The organism is Streptomyces sp. CG4 (assembly GCF_041080655.1).
In the GTDB taxonomy this organism is placed as follows: domain Bacteria; phylum Actinomycetota; class Actinomycetes; order Streptomycetales; family Streptomycetaceae; genus Streptomyces.
The window spans coordinates 7,964,314-7,980,303 of sequence record NZ_CP163525.1 but is presented as its reverse complement, the minus strand read 5'-3'; the positions used below and the strand labels follow the sequence as shown (position 1 = coordinate 7,980,303).

The following is a 15,990-nucleotide window of genomic DNA, read 5'->3' as shown; positions in this document are numbered from 1 at the left end:
GAGTCAGCCTTCCGCGCCGGTGTCCGACCCGGCGCGCCGCCACGTCGCCCTGATCTTGAGGTGACACGCGGCCTCGCCCCTGGTGATCACGACGCCGGCCTGGCAGGACAGATCGACACCGAACTCCACCTCGACTTCGGTGGGCCCGGCGCTGCGTAACTGCTCCAACGCCGCCCGAGCGGTCTCCGTGACAGAGCCAAGGGCCGCCTGCAGGTTCGTGGGCAGATCGTGGATGACGTCACCGATCCTGGCGGCCTTCACCGGCCCGTCAGAGTCCACCCCGGCCGCCGTCTCGACCAAGACCGATCCGCCGTCGTCCAAGGCCATGCGAGCAAGAACAGCCACGCGCTTCCCTCCACCCCAGGGCGCCTCTCCATTTGTAGGACATGACCCTAGTCGAGCGTTCCGCCGACTTGCACCTGTTTCACAACTCCCCGCCCAGGAGCAACGGCCGCTCCAATAGGGGCGGTTGAGGATCCAACAACCCTCCGCCTGTGTATGTGGCGTGGCACGCCGCTCCGGTCCGTTTCGCGCGTGGTGCCGAAGGCCGGGTCGGTCGGCCCGCTCCCCGGAACCGACGTGCCGGCGTCCACGACGCTCCGCTCGGCCGCACTCCCCAAGCGATGGGGCAGAGCGTACGTCCGCGTGGCTGTTCCGGTCCGTGCTCACGACCTCTCGACCGTCACGAGTAGCAGAAACGGACCAGCACCAGTCGCCGCTGGCCCCGCTTCGCTATCACCCTGACGAGGACCGGTGACCGAATCGTGTCCCTGACAGCATTAGGGTTACTGGCCATGTGGCCAGATCAGCAGCCGCCAGGGGGCGCGCAAAACCCGCAGAACAACCCGCAGGACAACCCGTATCAGCAGCCGGGTTACCAGCAACCGAACCCGTACCAGCAGCCCGGGTACCAGCAGTACCCGCAGGCCGGGCAGTACGGTCAGCAGCAGCCGTACGGTCAGCAGCCGCAGTGGGGGCAGTCGCAGCCGCCCACCGTGCCCGTCCCGCAGCCCCCGCAGGGCGGCGGCCGCACGAAGCTGATCGCGATCGTCGCCGCCGCGGCGGTCGTGGTCGCCGCCGGCGTGACCGGCTATCTCGTCCTCGGCAAGAAGGGCGACAAGAACGACCAGGCCGACGGCGGCAAGGGCGGGCAGCACGCCAGCCAGTCGCCCACACCCCGGCCCACGGCCTCCTCGTCGGTGACGGACGACCCTCGCGGCACCCAGTCGGAGAAGCCGACCGTCCCCGGCTGGAAGGTCGTGGTGAACCCCCGGTGGGGCGTCGCCTACGACGTGCCCGCGGACTGGCAGATCCAGTCCCCGGGCCTCGACATCGGCTTCGACCTCCCGAAGCAGAAGAACGGGATGTCCGACAACATCATCCAGTCGGGCACCGCCGAGGACCAGCCCAAGTGGTGCACCTCCGACGACAACAAGGACGGCCGCACCGACGACACCCCCCTGGCCGTCGTGGGCTCCAAGGGCGCGAGCGGCGCCAAGAGCACGGACGAGATCGCGATCAACACGCCGGCCTGGTGGGTCTACGGCGGCTACACCCAGCCCGACAAGAAGAGCATCACCTTCGACAAGAAGGGCACCCCCTTCAAGACCGATTCCGGCATCCAGGGCAGCTACGCGTGGGCCCAGTCGAGCCACACGCCCCAGAAGGGCAAGTGCGCCAGCGACGGCAAGGCGCTCACCTTCGGCTTCCAGAACTCGGCCCACGACTACGTGTCGTTCAACTTCTACGGGGCCAAGGGCGTGAAGGGCGAGGTGCCCCAGGCGACCGTCATGAAGATCCTCAGCACGGTCCGGCTGCACGGAGACCCCACGAACCAATAGGCCCGCGGGCCGGTCAACGAAACGCCCGGCACGGCCGGTTGACAAGGCGGGCGTTCACCGGAGAATCCGTTTGCCCAGGCGGCACGCACGAACGACAGCCGCCCGGTGAATCCAGCGTCCATCCCGCACGGCCCGCGCAGACCCACCTGAGCGGGCCGACACCACTCCCTGCTGCTCTCCGCGCTGGACAGCACCGGTCAGGCGTTCTTCCATGCTGATGCCGTCCGTGGAGGGCGAGCAGGCGGGCCGGGCGTTCGCCGTCTTCCGCATGGCCATACAGGGAGTGGCTGGCCGATCTCCGAGGCGAAGCTCTCCCGGGTCTCGGCGTACGACTGGTTCGGCTCGGTCGCGCTCACGCCCTTGGCCATGGCGCTGGCCGGCCCCGCCCGGACCGCCTTCGGCCGGACGGCCGCGCTGTGGGGCTGCGTCGGCCTGGTTGTCCTGGTCACCGTGCTGGTCCTGCTGGTCCCGGACGTCCCGCATGCGGCCCGCATGCGGCCCGCCGTGGGCAGCGGGTCGCCGTCTCCCGGTCGCGTCAGCCGATGCCGAACGCCCCGTCGGGGGGCTCGGGTGACGGCACGGCGTCGGCGTCCTCCACGGGCCGCGCGCCGGCGATGAACTCCCGTACCGCCGCCCCGTGTTCGACCCGCGCCGGAAACGCGTCCGCCGCGGTACGACGGGCCAGCGCGGCGGTGTCGAAGGGCCGGTGCGAGGCGACGAGCACCGCGTTCCCGAAGCGCCGACCGCGCAGCACACCCGGCTCGGCGATCAGCGCCAGATCCGTGAAGTACTCGGCGAACGTGGCCAGTTGGGAGCGCAGGAAGCCGAACGGCGCCGCGTCGGCGAGGTTGGCCAGATAGACCCCGCCGGGCCGCAGCACCCGCTCGGCCTCGCGGGCGTAGGCGAGCGTGGTCAGATGCGCCGGCACCCGGGATCCGCCGAACACGTCGGCGATCAGTACGTCGGCGTGATCGGCGGGAGCCGTCTCCAGCCAGGCCCGGGCATCGGCGGCGTGCAGCGCGACGCCCGAGTCCGCAGGCAGCGGCAGATGCTCGACGACGAGCTCCAGCAGCGCCGCGTCGGCCTCGACGACGTCCTGCCGTGAGCCGGGCCGGGTGGCCGCCACGTAGCGCGGCAGCGTCAGCGCCCCTCCCCCGAGGTGCACCGCGTCCAGCGCCCGCCCGGCCTCGGCCATGACATCCAGCACATGGCCGAGCCGCCGCGCGTACTCGAACTCCAGATGCGTCGGCTCGTCCAGATCCACATACGACTGCGGTGCCCCGTCGACCGTGAGCAGCCAGGCTCGCTCCCGATCCACATCGGGCATCAGCTTGGCGGTCCCGTGCTCGGTGGCGCGCATGACAGGTCTGGATTCACTCACGACACCATTGTCACCAGGAGTCCGCGACGCTGGGTGCGGGGCCCTGCCCAAGGTGCGCGGGGAACTGCGCGACCGGCCACGACGAGCCCGCACTCCCCACGCACCTCAGCCCCTACGAACCGACGGAGACAACGGTTCCGGCACCCACGGTCCGCCCACCCTCACGGATGGCGAACCCCAGCCCGGGCTCCAAGGGAACCTCCCGTCCCAGCTCGACGCTCATCTCCACGGTGTCTCCGGGCCGGGCCACGCCCACCGGACCGAGGTCGACGTCCCCCACCACATCCGCGGTACGGATGTAGAACTGCGGCCGATACCCGGTGGCGACCGGCGTCGTACGTCCGCCCTCCCGCGCGGAGAGCACATACACCTGCGCGGTGAACCGCCGGCGCGGCACCACGCTGCCGGGCGCGGCCACGACATGCCCTCGGCGGACCGCGTCCCTCGGGACGCCGCGCAGCAGCAGCGCCACGTTGTCGCCGGCCTGTGCCTCCTCCATCGGCTTGCCGAAGGTCTCGACGCCGGTGACGACCGTCTCGACCTCCGCGCCGAGCACTTCGACCCGGTCACCGACCCGAACCGTGCCGCGTTCGACGGCCCCGGTGACGACGGTCCCCCGTCCGGTGATGGTGAGCACGTTCTCGACGGACAACAGGAACGGCGCGTCCAGATACCGCTCCGGCATCGGCACATACGTGTCCACCGCGTCGAGCAGCGCCTCGATCGACGCCGTCCAGCGCGGGTCGCCCTCCAGCGCCCTCAGGCCCGAGACCCGTACGACCGGTACGGAGTCGCCGGCGTAGCCCTGGGCGGTGAGCAGGTCGCGGACCTCCAGCTCGACGAGGTCGATGAGCTCTTCGTCGTCCGTGCCGTCGGCCTTGTTGAGGGCGACGACGATGTGGTTAACGCCCACCTGCCGCGCGAGCAGCACGTGTTCGGCGGTCTGCGGCATGATCCCGTCCAGCGCGGAGACGACGAGGATCGCCCCGTCGAGCTGCGCGGCGCCGGTGACCATGTTCTTGACGTAGTCGGCGTGACCCGGCATGTCCACGTGGGCGTAGTGCCGGGTGTCGGTCTCGTACTCGACGTGCGCGATGTTGATGGTGATGCCGCGGGCGGCCTCCTCCGGGGCGCGGTCGATGCGGTCGAACGGCACGAACGTGCCGGATCCGCGCTCGGCGAGGACCTTGGTGATGGCGGCGGTCAGGGTGGTCTTGCCGTGGTCGACGTGACCCATGGTGCCGATGTTCAGGTGCGGCTTGGTGCGCACGTAGGCCGTTTTGGACATGGCTGTACCTCGAAGCCTCTCAGCCGTGAGAAGAAACGCGGGACCCCGAGGACTGGCCGACCCTCCCCCTGCGGGGTCCGCCGGACGTTCCGGAGAGGGTCAGCTTCGGGCGCCGTCGACGGCGGCCACGAGGAGCGGGACGGCAGCCTTCGGCGCATCCGCGACGGCGGATGCTGCGAGGAGGAAGGCGTACCGGAACATGACGTCGATCATCGCCCAGGGCATGTCCGGCGTCGAATGATTTTTCGCGGTACGCGAGGTCGGCCGCGGTGGACGACCGGGGCCGGGTTCAGGCGCCGATGTTCTTCAGCGCCTCCCGCACGGTCAGCGGGGCGAACCGGCCCCGTTCCCGTGCCAGGAAGGCCCGTACGGCCTCGGGATCGGTCTTGGCGTACTCGCGCAGGGCCCAGCCGATGGCCTTGCGGATGAAGAAGTCGGGGTGCCCGGACTGGAGCAGGCAGTAGCCGAACAGCCGGTCGGGGTCGGTGCGTTCCTTGTAGGGCAGCTGGTGGAGCAGCGCCGTGCGGGCCACCCACAGGTCGCCGTCACCGATCCAGGCGTCCATGTCGGCGGTGAGCCCGGGGTCGGAGGCGACCAGGCGGCCGACCACGTGGGCGGCGAGCAGGTCGACGGTGTCCCACCAGGGGACGGTCGTGACGAGGTGCCGGGTCACCGGCAGGAAGCCGGAGGAACAGCGGGCCACGTGCCGACGCAGGAAGTCCACGGCGAAGTAGTGGTACTCACGCTCGGGCAGGGCCCAGCAGCGCAGCGCGATCGCGGTGCAGTCGGCCTCGTCGGGACGGGGCGTGCCCGCGAGGACGGTGCGGGACAGGGCTCGGCGCGCCGGGGTGGGGATGCCGAGGAAGGGCGCCACGTCCTTCATGTACGCCCGCATCGGGCCGGCCCGCTCGGGGTCGGCGGCGGGCGGGAACACGGCCGTCACCCGGGCCAGCACGGTGTCGGCGAGCGCACTGCGCGGCACGTCCGGCGGGCTCGCGCCGGGGATGGTCATGAGACGAACCATGATGTCGAATATACGTTCGCAAACCGGGCGCCCGCCACGGCGCGCCGTCTCCGCCCGACGGCGCGCCGCCTCCGCTCGACGGGGTGCCACCACGGTCCGACGGGGCTTGCAACCCCTTCCGTACCGGCGTTACCTGGAAGTACCGGCGGTGATGCGGGCGCATGGGGCCACGGCTCAGTCCGAGGGCCCGCGCCTTCGTGTGCGTCCCCTCCGCAGCGGCCCCTCCGTGCCGCCGTCGTCCAACGCTGGACGCGGAGGTGACACAGGTGAAAGCCGTTGTCTACGAAGAGCCTTTCAGTGTGGTCGTGAAGGACGTCCAGGATCCTCGGATCCAGCACCCCAACGATGTGCTCGTACGCGTCACGTCGACCGCCATATGCGGCTCGGACCTGCACATGTACGAGGGTCGCACGGCGGCCGAGTCGGGCATCGTCTTCGGACACGAGAACCTCGGCATCATCGAGGAGGTCGGCAGCGGCGTGACCTCCTTGGCCAAAGGTGACCGCGTCGTGATGCCCTTCAACGTGGCCTGCGGATTCTGCAAGAACTGCCTCGCGGAAAAGACCGGCTTCTGTCTGACGGTCAATCCCGGATTCGCCGGCGGGGCCTACGGCTATGTGGCGATGGGGCCGTACACGGGCGGCCAGGCCGAGCTGCTGCGGGTGCCGTTCGCCGACTTCAACTGCTTGAAGCTGCCCGTGACCGACTTGGAGACCGACTTCGTGCTGCTGGCCGACATCTTCCCGACGGGCTACCACGGGTGCGAACTCGCCCAGGTGTCCCCCGGTGAGAGCGTGGCCGTCTACGGCGCCGGACCGGTGGGGCTGATGGCCGCCTACTCCGCGCTGCTGCGTGGTGCGGCGAAGGTGTTCTCCGTCGACCGGGTGCCCGAGCGGCTCGCCAAGGCCGCGGAGATCGGGGCCATCCCGATCGACTTCACCCAGGGCGACCCGGCGGCTCAGATCAAGGAACAGACCGGGGGCGAGGGCACCGACAAGGGCGTCGACGCGGTCGGCTACCAGGCCCAGGCGCACGACGCCAGCCACGAGGAACCCGCCATCGTCCTCAACGAGCTGGTCGAGACGGTACGGCCGACCGGCATGCTGGGCGTGCCGGGTCTGTACGTGCCCTCGGACCCGGGCGGTCCCGACGAGCACGCCAAGCACGGCCAACTGCTGGTCTCCATCGGCCGGATGTTCGAGAAGGGCCAGCAGATGGGCACCGGTCAGTGCAACGTCAAGCGGTACAACCGCCAGCTGCGCGACATGATCATCGCCGGGCGGGCCAAGCCCAGTTTCGTGGTCTCCCACGAACTGCCGCTGGACCAGGCGCCGTTGGCGTACGAGAAGTTCGACAAGCGGATCGAGGGCTACACCAAGGTCGTCCTGCACCCTGGTCACGCGCTCGCCGCATGACGGGACACCCTTGGCGGCGATCACCGGCGTGCGTGGGTTAGTGTCACCGGATGCTCGATGCCACCAACCGCTCTGGGGGCACCGTCACGGTCTCTCCCCGGGTCGCCGCCACGGAGTGCGCCGTACCCGCGTCACCCCTGTCCGGCACGGGGTTCGCCGACCGCTGCACGCGCGCGGTGCGGTCCCCCTACGCCCGGCTCTCGCTGCTGCTCGCCCTGCTGGCCGGTGCCGCCGGGGGCGTGCTGGTCTTCGAGCCGCAGCGGCTGCTGGCCCATGGCTGGCCGCCGCAGCTCGGCGGGGCCGCGGCGGCCGTGGTGTTCGCGGTGGCGTACGGGCTGTGCACGGTGGCGTTCGTGCCGCGACCCTTGCTCAACCTCGCCGCGGGCGCGCTGTTCGGTTCCCAGCTGGGGTGCGCGACGGCGCTGGCGGGCACGGTGCTCGGGGCGGGGGCGGCGTTCGGGCTCGGCCGGATGCTCGGGCAGGACGCGCTGCGCCCACTGCTGCGGGGCCGCTGGCTGAAGGCGGTCGACGGGCAGCTGAGCAGGCACGGGTTCCGGTCCATGCTGGCGGCCCGGCTCTTCCCCGGTGTGCCGTTCTGGGCGGCGAACTACTGCGCTGCCGTGTCCCGGATGCGCTGGTGGCCGTTCCTGCTGGCCACGGCCGTGGGATCGGTCCCGAACACCGCGGCCTACGCGGTCGCCGGCGCCCGTGCCGCCGCGCCGACGTCCCCCGCCTTCCTGATCGCGATGGCCGCCATCGCCGTACCGGCGCTCGCGGGCTCGGTGGTGGCCTGGCGCAAGCGCCATCACCTGCGCGGCCGGTAGGAACCGAGAGCGATCAGACGCCCTCCAGGATCATCGCGTTGGCCAGTCCGCCCGCCTCGCACATGGTCTGCAGGGCGTAGCGGGCACCGCGCTCGCGCATGGCGTGGACCAGGGTGGTGGTCAGCCGGGTGCCGCTGGCGCCGAGCGGGTGGCCGAGGGCGATGGCGCCGCCGTGCACGTTGACCTTGGCGAGATCGGCGCCGGTCTCCTGCTGCCAGGCGAGGACCACGCTGGAGAAGGCCTCGTTGACCTCGAAGAGGTCGATGTCGGACACGCTGAGACCGGCCTTGCGCAGCACCTTCTCGGTGGCCGGAATGACCCCGGTGAGCATCAGCAGCGGGTCGGAGCCGGTGACGGCGAAGCTGTGCAGCCGGGCGAGCGGGCGCAGGCCGAGACGGGCTGCGGTCTCGCTGGAGGTGATCAGCACGGCGGAGGCGCCGTCGTTGACCGGGCTCGCGTTGCCCGCGGTGACGTTCCACTCGATCTGCGGGAAGCGTTCGGCGAAGCCGACGTCGTAGTAGGCGGGCTTGAGGCCGGCGAGGACCTCCGGGGTGCTGCCGGGGCGGACGCTCTCGTCGCGGGCGACGCCGTCCAGCGGGGCGACCTCGGCGTCGAAGAGTCCGGCCTGCCACGCCGCGGCGGCCTTCCGGTGCGAGGAGACGGCGAACTCGTCCATCCGCGCGCGGGTGAGGGACCACTTGGCGGCGATCAGCTCGGCACTGACCCCCTGCGGGACCAGGCCCTCGGGGTAGCGCTCGGCGACGCCGGGCCCGAACGGGTCCTTGCCGGCGGGCACGTTGGACCACATCGGCACCCGGCTCATCGACTCCACACCGCAGGCGACGACGAGGTCGTAGGCACCGGAGATCACGCCCTGCGCGGCGAAGTGCACGGCCTGCTGGGAGGAGCCGCACTGGCGGTCCACGGTGGTAGCCGGGACCGTCTCGGGGAAGCCGGCGGCGAGGACGGCGTACCGGGTGGTGTTCATGGCCTGCTCGCCGACCTGGTCGACGGTGCCGCCGATGACGTCGTCGATCAGCGCAGGGTCGACGCCGGAGCGCTCGACCAGGGTGCGCAGGGTGTGGGCGAGCAGCTGCACGGGGTGGACATGGGCGAGGGAACCGTTCGGCTTGCCCTTGCCGATGGGGGTGCGTACGGCTTCGACGATCACTGCGTCGCGCATGGCGCGGGCCTCCTTGGCCGCCTGGCTGTCCGTAGCGGGCTACGGCAGCTACCAGTGAGTAGGAAATCCGAACTCACGATAACGCGCCGAGTTGGAAAATCAAACCCTCCCCTAGACTGGCCTCCATGGCCGCAAGGAAGACCACGCACGACCCGCGCCCCTGCTCGATCGCCGACGCCCTCGCGCTGGTCGGCGAGAAGTACTCCCTGCTCGTCCTGCGCGAGGTGTGCCTGGGCAACGGCCGCTTCGACCAGCTCGTACGCAACATCGGCGCCCCGCGCGACATCCTGGCCACCCGGCTGCGCCGGCTCGTGGACGCCGGGATCCTCACCAAGCGCGTCTACAGCGAGCGCCCGCAGCGCTTCGAGTACCGGGCCACCCAGGCGGGCCTGGAGCTGGAGCCGGTCCTGATGACGCTGAAGGAATGGGGCGACCGCCACATCCGCAAGGGCGCCGACCTCCCCATGGCCGTCGAGCACACCTGCGGCCACGAACTGGTCCCGGTGATCACCTGCCAGGCCTGCGGCGCCGAGGTGCGCCACGAGGACCTCACGGCCCATCCACAGGCTCCGGGATGGACGATCACCGGCCCCACGGCATAGCGCTCCGCCAAGAGGGCCGGGACAAGGGGCGCCGCCGAACCCGGACCGCCCGGTTTCTCGGGCTGGGAGGACCCCGGAGCCGCCTTCACGGCGATCACTCGGATCGGCACGGAGACCGCGGTGCCGATCTACTTCCGCCGGGACATCGGCCGGATCCTCTCGGCCTGGTTCCGCTCGCTCTTCGACAAGGCGATGCGGCAGGACCACCACGCACAGACGGGCTGGCTGGTGATCGCGACTCGATCCCGATCGGCGCACTCGGCGAGACACTGAAGGACCAGATCGAGGGGCCGTTCCGCGATCTGCGGATCACCGCCACCATGCTCATCGTCATGGTCCTGTTCATGGGCTACAGACGGGAGGCCGCGGCCCGCTACCCCTTCCTGCTCGCCATCCCGGCCGTGCTCGCCTCGGGCGCGTTCGAGGTGAAGGACTCGGTCGGCGAGGGCCATGTGGCCTGGGCCCGACCCTGCTCGCGACGGCCATCGCGTTCGCCTCGGGATACGCGGTCATCGCATGGTTCATGAAGTGGATCTCCCACAAGAGCTTCATGCCGTTCGTCTGGTACCGCGTGGCTCTCGGCGTCGTCATCATCGCCCTGGTCTCGGCGGACGTCCTGAGCCCACACGCGGCGGAACCGGCGAGCTGAGCACGGCGGCGGCCACGCAGGACCACTGAACTCCCTTACCTCTACGACGAGTTCGCAGCCGTTTCCCGGCCACCGCCGCTGTTTCGGACATCTCTCATGCCCTGAACCGAGCGGTCCGGCACGGCATATGCCCGGTGGCCTGGATCGACTGCGAAGACGGCCGCCGCCGACGGTGACCAACCCCATACCTACTCCGTAGCCGGGCGGTAGCGCAGTGTCAGTGCTTCCCCCTACGCTGTCCGCATGTCCCCCGATTCCCTACCCTCTGGTTCCGTGCGGTCTGCCGCCGAGGTCAACGAGCAGATCCGGGCGCTGTGGCTGCGTGCGGGCGGCACCCTGTCGGCCCAGGAACGCGCGGAGTACGAGCTGTTGGTGGTCGAGTGGGCCGCGGCGATCCGCAGCGCGGTGATCGAGGCGGCCTGACCCGGACCGGCCCGCACGGTGACCGAACGCCCCGGATCCGGAGGCTACGCCCGCAGATGCGCGAGCACCTCGTCCTCGATCGGATACGGCTGCTCCACAGGCAACAGCCCGCTCGCACGCTCCGGTTCACCGGCCCGCACCAGCGCGTGGACCTCGGCGGCCAACGGGGTCACGTCCTTGATGCCCACGATCCACTCGTCGGCGTACCGGGCCGCCGCCTCCCCGGCGAGGCCGAGCTGCAGCGACCGGTGGGGCAGCGCGTTGTGGTGCAGATCGCGCTCGGGGTCCCACTGGACGCGCGCCGGAGCCTCCCTCAACTGCCGCTTCCAGGAAGCCTGGTCCTCGTGCAGGCCGGGCACGTAGTGCGACAGGCACGCATGGCGCAGGGCCCACTCGAAGCCGGCGCGATCGACCTCGACGGCGAGGACGGTCTCCTGCCCCTCCTTGGTGCCCCAGCCGCAGCGGTACATCATCCACAGGAAGGACGGCTTGATCCATGTCAAGCCTCGCTCACAAACCATTGGTAGCAGTCTGAAGCATGACTGGCCTACAGGCGGCCGTCCGGTCCCACACAGGACTCGCACGCATCACAAAGAGTCAACTCGATCGGCCGGGTTTCGCGCAGCGTTCCAGCCTCGCCGCAGCGCTCGCAGATGTGCTCGCTGGCGGCCGTGAACTCGGCCACCAGCGCGTCGAGCCTGACCGCCTCGTCGGACGTCCAGTTTCCACCCCGATTCCAGGGCCGAGGAAACGCTTGGAAGGACAGGACCGCCCACTTCTGCTTCACCGCCAGAAGCTCGTACTCGGGAAACGCCGCGACAACCGCCTCATGGCACAGCAGCACAAGGGCCTGCCACCCGGGCCCCACATCGAATTCGGTCGAGGGGTCACGGAGGTGGCGCCTGAGCGGCTCCAGCTCAGCAGCATGCGCTGCCATAGGACGGCCGCTCATCTCTCCGACCCCTTCGTGTCGAGCGCCCACACCCGTACGGGATCGAGGTGGAGTTCGTACGGACCCATGCAGTCGGCAGCGAGGGCGGCGACGAGGACAGCGCATCCACGGGCCATGTTGCGGCCCCCGGTGCCGAGCGGGCCACAACAACCCCAGTGCGCACCCCCCTGACCCAGCAGGCTCAGAGCGGGTACGTCTTGGGGATGCACGACGACGGTGTTCCTCGGGCCGGCCGGGGTCCAGTCGGTGAGTTCGGGCGGCATGAGTAGTTGGCGAGGATGGTGCGGTCAAGGTTCGTCGGTCGGCGGGGTGAACGGTGCGCCCCACGGCACGGGATCAATGGCATAGTGCCCTCACGGCACAGTGGAGGGACCAGTCGCGTCTCTTTGTCCCGATCTCTATCACGGCCCGAGACTTCCGGCACGGAGGGTAGCCTCACCAAGTCCGGGGTGAGTTCAACTCCGCACTTCATACAGTAGAAGACCGTCATGCATGCCGTTGTAGCCGCCAAGCGCTGTCGGCGCATCCATATTTCCGATGAGGCAGCGGCACCGACGCGGGCGGTCACATCCCTCAGCCCAGGAACGCTACCAACCCCGCTCGCGAGGCGACCCGCGCCTCGGCAACCTTCACGACCATGCCACCAGCAGCATGGATGGGGTCTGGGAACGCTGCTTGATGACCCACGTCAAGCCGCGCTCACGCACCTTTTTCTAACGGCTCTATGCGTGTCCTGAGGCTGTGCGCAACGCCTTGGCGAACGTTACCTCCCGCGCTCGTGCGTGCTGAGCCCTGTCTACCACCCCTCTTTGCGAATGCTTGCCTGATTACGCAGGGGGTTCGGGTTCGCGGATCAACGGTTCTGTTAGCTGACGGATGGCGGCCACGTGGTTCTGCCGGAAGGCGGTGTCGGGGTGGTCGGGGCCGAGTGCGGATTCGGTGATCTGCAGCGCCCACTCCTCCAGTGGCAGGGCCTCGGTATAGCGACCCACGGCGCTGTACGTGGTGGCGAGGTTGCTCAGGCGGAGAGCGGTATCAGGGTGTTCGGGGCCGAACGCAGTATCAGTGATCCGCAGTGCCTTCTTCTGTAAGGGCAGGGCCTCGGCATGGCGCCCTAGATCGCTGTAGGTGCTGGCGAGGTTGTTCAGGCGGAGAGCGGTGTCGGGGTGGTCGGGACCAAGCACGCTCTCGGTGATGCGCAGTGCTTGCTGCGCTAGTGGCAGGGCTTCGACGTGACGCCCTAGATCGCTGTAGGTACTGGCGAGATTGCCGAGGCAGCAGGCGGTATCAGGGTGTTCGGGGCCGAACGCAGTGTCAGTGATCCGCAGCGCCTGCTCCTGCAACGCCAAGGCCTCGGCATGGCGCCCTAGATCGCTGTAGGTGCTGGCGAGGTTGTTCAGGCGGAGAGCGGTGTCGGGGTGGTCGGGACCAAGCACGCTCTCGGTGATGCGCAGTGCTTGCTGCGCTAGTGGCAGGGCTTCGACGTGACGCCCTAGATCGCTGTAGGTACTGGCGAGATTGCCGAGGCAGCAGGCGGTATCAGGGTGTTCGGGGCCGAACGCAGTGTCAGTGATCCGCAGCGCCTGCTCCTGCAACGCCAAGGCCTCGGCATGGCGCCCTAAATATCGGTACGTCGTCGCGAGGTTATTCAGGCACAGGGAGGTGTCGGGGTGGTCGGGGCCAAGCACGGCCTCAGTGATCTGCAGCGCCTTCTTCTGTAAGGGCAGGGCCTCGGCATGGCGCCCCAGATCGCTGTACGCGCTGGCGAGATTCCCCAGGCGGAGAGCGGTGTCGGGGTGGTCGGGCCCAAGCACGGCCTCAGCGATGCGCAGCGCCCGCTGCGCTAGTGGCAGGGCCTCGGTATGACGCCCCAGGGCGTTGTACGCGCTGGCGAGATTCCCCAGGCGGAGAGCGGTGTCGGGGTGGTCGGGCCCAAGCACGGCCTCAGCGATGCGCAGCGCCCGCTGCGCTAGTGGCAGGGCCTCGGTATGACGCCCCAGGGCGTTGTACGCGCTGGCGAGATTCCCCAGGCGGAGGGAAGTGTCGGGGTGGTCGGGGCCAAGCACGGCCTCAGCGATGCGCAGCGCCCGCTCCTGCAACACCAGGGCCTGGGCATAACGCCCCAGGGCGTTGTATGTGCCGGCGAGATTGTTCAGGCGAGTGGCGGTCTCCGGGTGGTCGGGGCCAAGCACTGCCTGAGCGATCTGCAGTGCCTGCTGTGCTAGTGGCAGGGCCTCGGTATGACGCCCCAGGGCGTTGTACGCGCTGGCGAGATTCCCCAGGCGGATGGCTGTGGTGGGGTGGTGGGGACCGAGCGCGGCTTCAGTGACCTGCAGTGCCTGCTGTGCTAGTGGCAGGGCCTCCGCATGACGCCCCACATCCATGTACATGCTGGCGAGGTTGTTCAGGCGGATGGCTGTGGTGGGGTGGTGGGGACCGAGCGCGGCTTCAGTGACCTGCAGTGCCTGCTGTGCTAGTGGCAGGGCCTCCGCATGACGCCCCAGGGCGTTGTACGCGCTAGCGAGATTATTCAGGCGTATGGCGGTGATGGGATGGCCCGAACCGAGCGCGGCCTTAGTGATGTCCAGGGTCTGGTGCATCAGCGGTAGAGCGTGGTTTGCCTGGCCTCGGGCCCATAGGTAGAACGCACCTTGCCCTAGCAGGGCAGCGAGCTTTCCAGCTGATTCTGCGCCGTGCTGGCGGGCAGCCATCGCTTGCACGTGGGGAAGCAACTCTCGCCATGCTGGCCAGGTTTGCACTTCCTCCGGGCTGCTAGAGGGCATTGCCGCATGCAACAAGTCCAGGGCGGAATCGATCGGGTGAGGTGCGCAGGGAGGCTGGGATCGGCGCAGCAGTCGGCGGACGCGTCCCGGTTGCGATGTTGCCATCGGCGCGGCGGCAGCGCTGCGCAGTACCGCCTGCACGAGGCGGTGGACGGTGACGGTTGTGCCGGTGAGGGTGATCACGCTGTAGGCAGCGAGGACACCCAGGGCGTGATCGACGTCTTGAGGTGCGGGCAGCGCACACCTCAAGACGCGGCGGGGTAATGGGGCGGGGGCGCAGCACGCCAGGATCCGGAGCAGTCCCACCGCTTGGGGATCACGAGTGTGCAGGGTGTTGAGGGTCACGCTCCACAGTTGCGCGATGGTGCGTTGCTGTGAGTCCCCCGGAGCAGCAACGGCCAGAACGCCGGCCGGATCGGCACGTAGCTGCGCAAGGTAGCTTGCAGCGCTGATGTGGGTCTGTGCAAGGTAGGCGCCAGCCTGCTGCAGGGCTAGAGGAAGACAGCCGAGTTCCTCGGCCAGTTCGGCAAGCTCCCGAGCATCGTCGTCGGTGTGACGTCCGGTGATCTCCTGAAGGACCTGCGTAGCAGTCTCAGGGGCCAACACGTCCAGGCGTAATGGGGTACCGAGGTCGCGCCAGGAAAGGTCGCGGCGCGTGGTGACGAGGGTCTGGCCGGTGCTTAGCCGACCGAGGTAGGGCTGGAGGTCGGCGGGTTCTTCTGCGTTGTCGAAAACAAGCAGCCATCCGGTGCGTCCTTGCAGCCATGCCACAGCCCAGGCGGCGGCTTCGCCCAGCGGCAGGGCGGCGTGCACCGGATTGAGGGACGTGGCAAGAGAGGCAAGACTGGCGGTGACAGTGGCGGGTGTCGAAGCCTCGATCCACCAGACCGGCCCGTATCCAGATGCCAGTTGCGCGTGTGCATGGTGCAGGACCAGTGTGCTCTTGCCGACCCCACCCATGCCGCGAACGGTCTGTGTGACGATGCCGGTTCCTGTCGTCGGCAGATCCCGCAAGACAGCGAGTGCGCTGTCACGGCCTTCGAAGACACGGCTGTCCGGTGCAGGCAGGTTGTTCAGCTGGCCTATCGCGTTGTCCGGTATCGCAGACTGCAGTGCGCCTGGAGGCAAGACAAGAGTTCTCTGCTCGATGCGTGCCGAATCACCTGTGGCGATGACGCCGGAGTTGTGGCCCGCAGCAGCGGCGCGGCCCCCTGATGCAGGCGGTATGGGTGTCTCGGTCATCGCTGAACGTTGCCGTTGTCCCCCGTGATGATGATCCCGGAATTGTCCTGCGTAACCACCGCACGTTCACCCGAGACCGTGGGCCCACTCGCAGGTGGAGTCATCGGCGCGGCCGAAGAACCGATCAGGGACGACGCCCAGGTCCCCAGCACGCCCGCTACCACCGCGCCGGCACCCGCCCCCGTCCCGATCCGAGTCGCCTGATCCCACGGCAACAGCAGATCACCCAGCAGCACACACAAGCCAAACACTGCCAAGGACCCCGCCACCACCAACAACCAACGTGCCGTCCGGCTCACCTGACGCCCCCTCACGTGAACGAGGCATCCATCTTGCCACCAGAGCACACCACGCCGCCTCAGTCGTGACAGGCCTGGGACTTG

General features: G+C 69.2%; 15 protein-coding genes and 2 pseudogenes. 7 read left to right on the top strand and 10 right to left on the bottom strand.

Annotation, left to right across the window (positions count from 1 at the left end; genetic code table 11):
* Nucleotides 1–3 precede the first annotated feature (3 nt).
* Complete coding sequence (locus AB5L52_RS36535; protein ID WP_369367775.1) at nt 4–327, bottom strand: CU044_2847 family protein; 324 nt, start codon at nt 325–327, stop codon at nt 4–6.
* A gap of 467 nt (nt 328–794) precedes the next feature.
* Here AB5L52_RS36535 and AB5L52_RS36530 point away from each other — a divergent pair, with 467 nt between their 5' ends.
* Both AB5L52_RS36530 and AB5L52_RS36525 read left to right on the top strand, forming a co-directional pair.
* Nucleotides 795–1,841, top strand: a complete 1,047-nt coding sequence (locus AB5L52_RS36530; RefSeq protein WP_369367773.1) for a hypothetical protein — start codon at nt 795–797, stop codon at nt 1,839–1,841.
* A 294-nt stretch (nt 1,842–2,135) separates the two neighbouring features.
* A pseudogene (locus tag AB5L52_RS36525) lies at nt 2,136–2,415 on the top strand (MFS transporter); the annotation flags it as partial.
* Here the strand turns inward: AB5L52_RS36525 and AB5L52_RS36520 are convergent.
* From AB5L52_RS36520 to AB5L52_RS36505, 4 genes are all read right to left on the bottom strand, one after another.
* Complete coding sequence (locus AB5L52_RS36520) at nt 2,377–3,222, bottom strand: spermidine synthase (protein ID WP_369367771.1); 846 nt, start codon at nt 3,220–3,222, stop codon at nt 2,377–2,379. The pseudogene AB5L52_RS36525 and the gene AB5L52_RS36520 overlap by 39 nt on opposite strands.
* A gap of 112 nt (nt 3,223–3,334) precedes the next feature.
* A complete protein-coding gene (gene tuf, locus AB5L52_RS36515) occupies nt 3,335–4,510 on the bottom strand; it encodes an elongation factor Tu (RefSeq protein WP_369367769.1) in 1,176 nt (391 codons plus the stop codon).
* A 99-nt stretch (nt 4,511–4,609) separates the two neighbouring features.
* A complete protein-coding gene (locus AB5L52_RS36510; RefSeq protein ID WP_369369096.1) occupies nt 4,610–4,735 on the bottom strand; it encodes a hypothetical protein in 126 nt (41 codons plus the stop codon).
* A 64-nt stretch (nt 4,736–4,799) separates the two neighbouring features.
* Nucleotides 4,800–5,522 (bottom strand): DNA alkylation repair protein, encoded by a 723-nt coding sequence (locus AB5L52_RS36505; RefSeq protein WP_351571736.1) that lies wholly within the window; start codon nt 5,520–5,522, stop codon nt 4,800–4,802.
* A gap of 278 nt (nt 5,523–5,800) precedes the next feature.
* On the opposite strand from AB5L52_RS36505, the gene AB5L52_RS36500 reads away from it, so the two are divergent.
* On the top strand, nt 5,801–6,949 hold the full coding sequence (locus tag AB5L52_RS36500; RefSeq protein WP_369367767.1) for a glutathione-independent formaldehyde dehydrogenase: 1,149 nt from the start codon (nt 5,801–5,803) through the stop codon (nt 6,947–6,949).
* 50 nt (nt 6,950–6,999) lie between these two features.
* Complete coding sequence (locus tag AB5L52_RS36495) at nt 7,000–7,773, top strand: TVP38/TMEM64 family protein (RefSeq protein WP_369367765.1); 774 nt, start codon at nt 7,000–7,002, stop codon at nt 7,771–7,773.
* Between the two features lie 13 nt (nt 7,774–7,786).
* Here AB5L52_RS36495 and AB5L52_RS36490 read toward each other — a convergent pair whose 3' ends face one another.
* Nucleotides 7,787–8,956, bottom strand: a complete 1,170-nt coding sequence (locus AB5L52_RS36490) for an acetyl-CoA C-acyltransferase (protein WP_369367763.1) — start codon at nt 8,954–8,956, stop codon at nt 7,787–7,789.
* A gap of 125 nt (nt 8,957–9,081) precedes the next feature.
* On the opposite strand from AB5L52_RS36490, the gene AB5L52_RS36485 reads away from it, so the two are divergent.
* The 3 genes and pseudogenes from AB5L52_RS36485 to AB5L52_RS36475 all read left to right on the top strand — a co-directional run bounded on the left by AB5L52_RS36485 (nt 9,082) and on the right by AB5L52_RS36475 (nt 10,630).
* Nucleotides 9,082–9,558, top strand: a complete 477-nt coding sequence (locus tag AB5L52_RS36485; protein ID WP_351571743.1) for a helix-turn-helix domain-containing protein — start codon at nt 9,082–9,084, stop codon at nt 9,556–9,558.
* A 54-nt stretch (nt 9,559–9,612) separates the two neighbouring features.
* Nucleotides 9,613–10,207 (top strand): annotated as a pseudogene (locus AB5L52_RS36480) (undecaprenyl-diphosphate phosphatase); the annotation flags it as partial.
* Nucleotides 10,208–10,450: 243 nt separating this feature from the next.
* Complete coding sequence (locus AB5L52_RS36475; protein ID WP_076086520.1) at nt 10,451–10,630, top strand: hypothetical protein; 180 nt, start codon at nt 10,451–10,453, stop codon at nt 10,628–10,630.
* Nucleotides 10,631–10,674: 44 nt separating this feature from the next.
* Here the strand turns inward: AB5L52_RS36475 and AB5L52_RS36470 are convergent, their stop codons facing one another.
* The 4 genes from AB5L52_RS36470 to fxsT all read right to left on the bottom strand — a co-directional run bounded on the left by AB5L52_RS36470 (nt 10,675) and on the right by fxsT (nt 15,607).
* Complete coding sequence (locus tag AB5L52_RS36470; RefSeq protein ID WP_369367761.1) at nt 10,675–11,151, bottom strand: DUF4291 domain-containing protein; 477 nt, start codon at nt 11,149–11,151, stop codon at nt 10,675–10,677.
* 26 nt (nt 11,152–11,177) lie between these two features.
* Nucleotides 11,178–11,567: a hypothetical protein gene (locus AB5L52_RS36465; protein WP_351571746.1), complete on the bottom strand. Its 390-nt coding sequence runs from the start codon at nt 11,565–11,567 to the stop codon at nt 11,178–11,180.
* An 11-nt stretch (nt 11,568–11,578) separates the two neighbouring features.
* Nucleotides 11,579–11,845 carry a hypothetical protein gene (locus AB5L52_RS36460; protein ID WP_369367758.1) on the bottom strand — a complete coding sequence of 89 codons (267 nt, stop codon included), beginning with the start codon at nt 11,843–11,845 and terminating at the stop codon, nt 11,579–11,581.
* A gap of 564 nt (nt 11,846–12,409) precedes the next feature.
* Nucleotides 12,410–15,607: an FxSxx-COOH system tetratricopeptide repeat protein gene (gene fxsT, locus AB5L52_RS36455; protein ID WP_369367756.1), complete on the bottom strand. Its 3,198-nt coding sequence runs from the start codon at nt 15,605–15,607 to the stop codon at nt 12,410–12,412.
* Nucleotides 15,608–15,990: the final 383 nt, after the last annotated feature.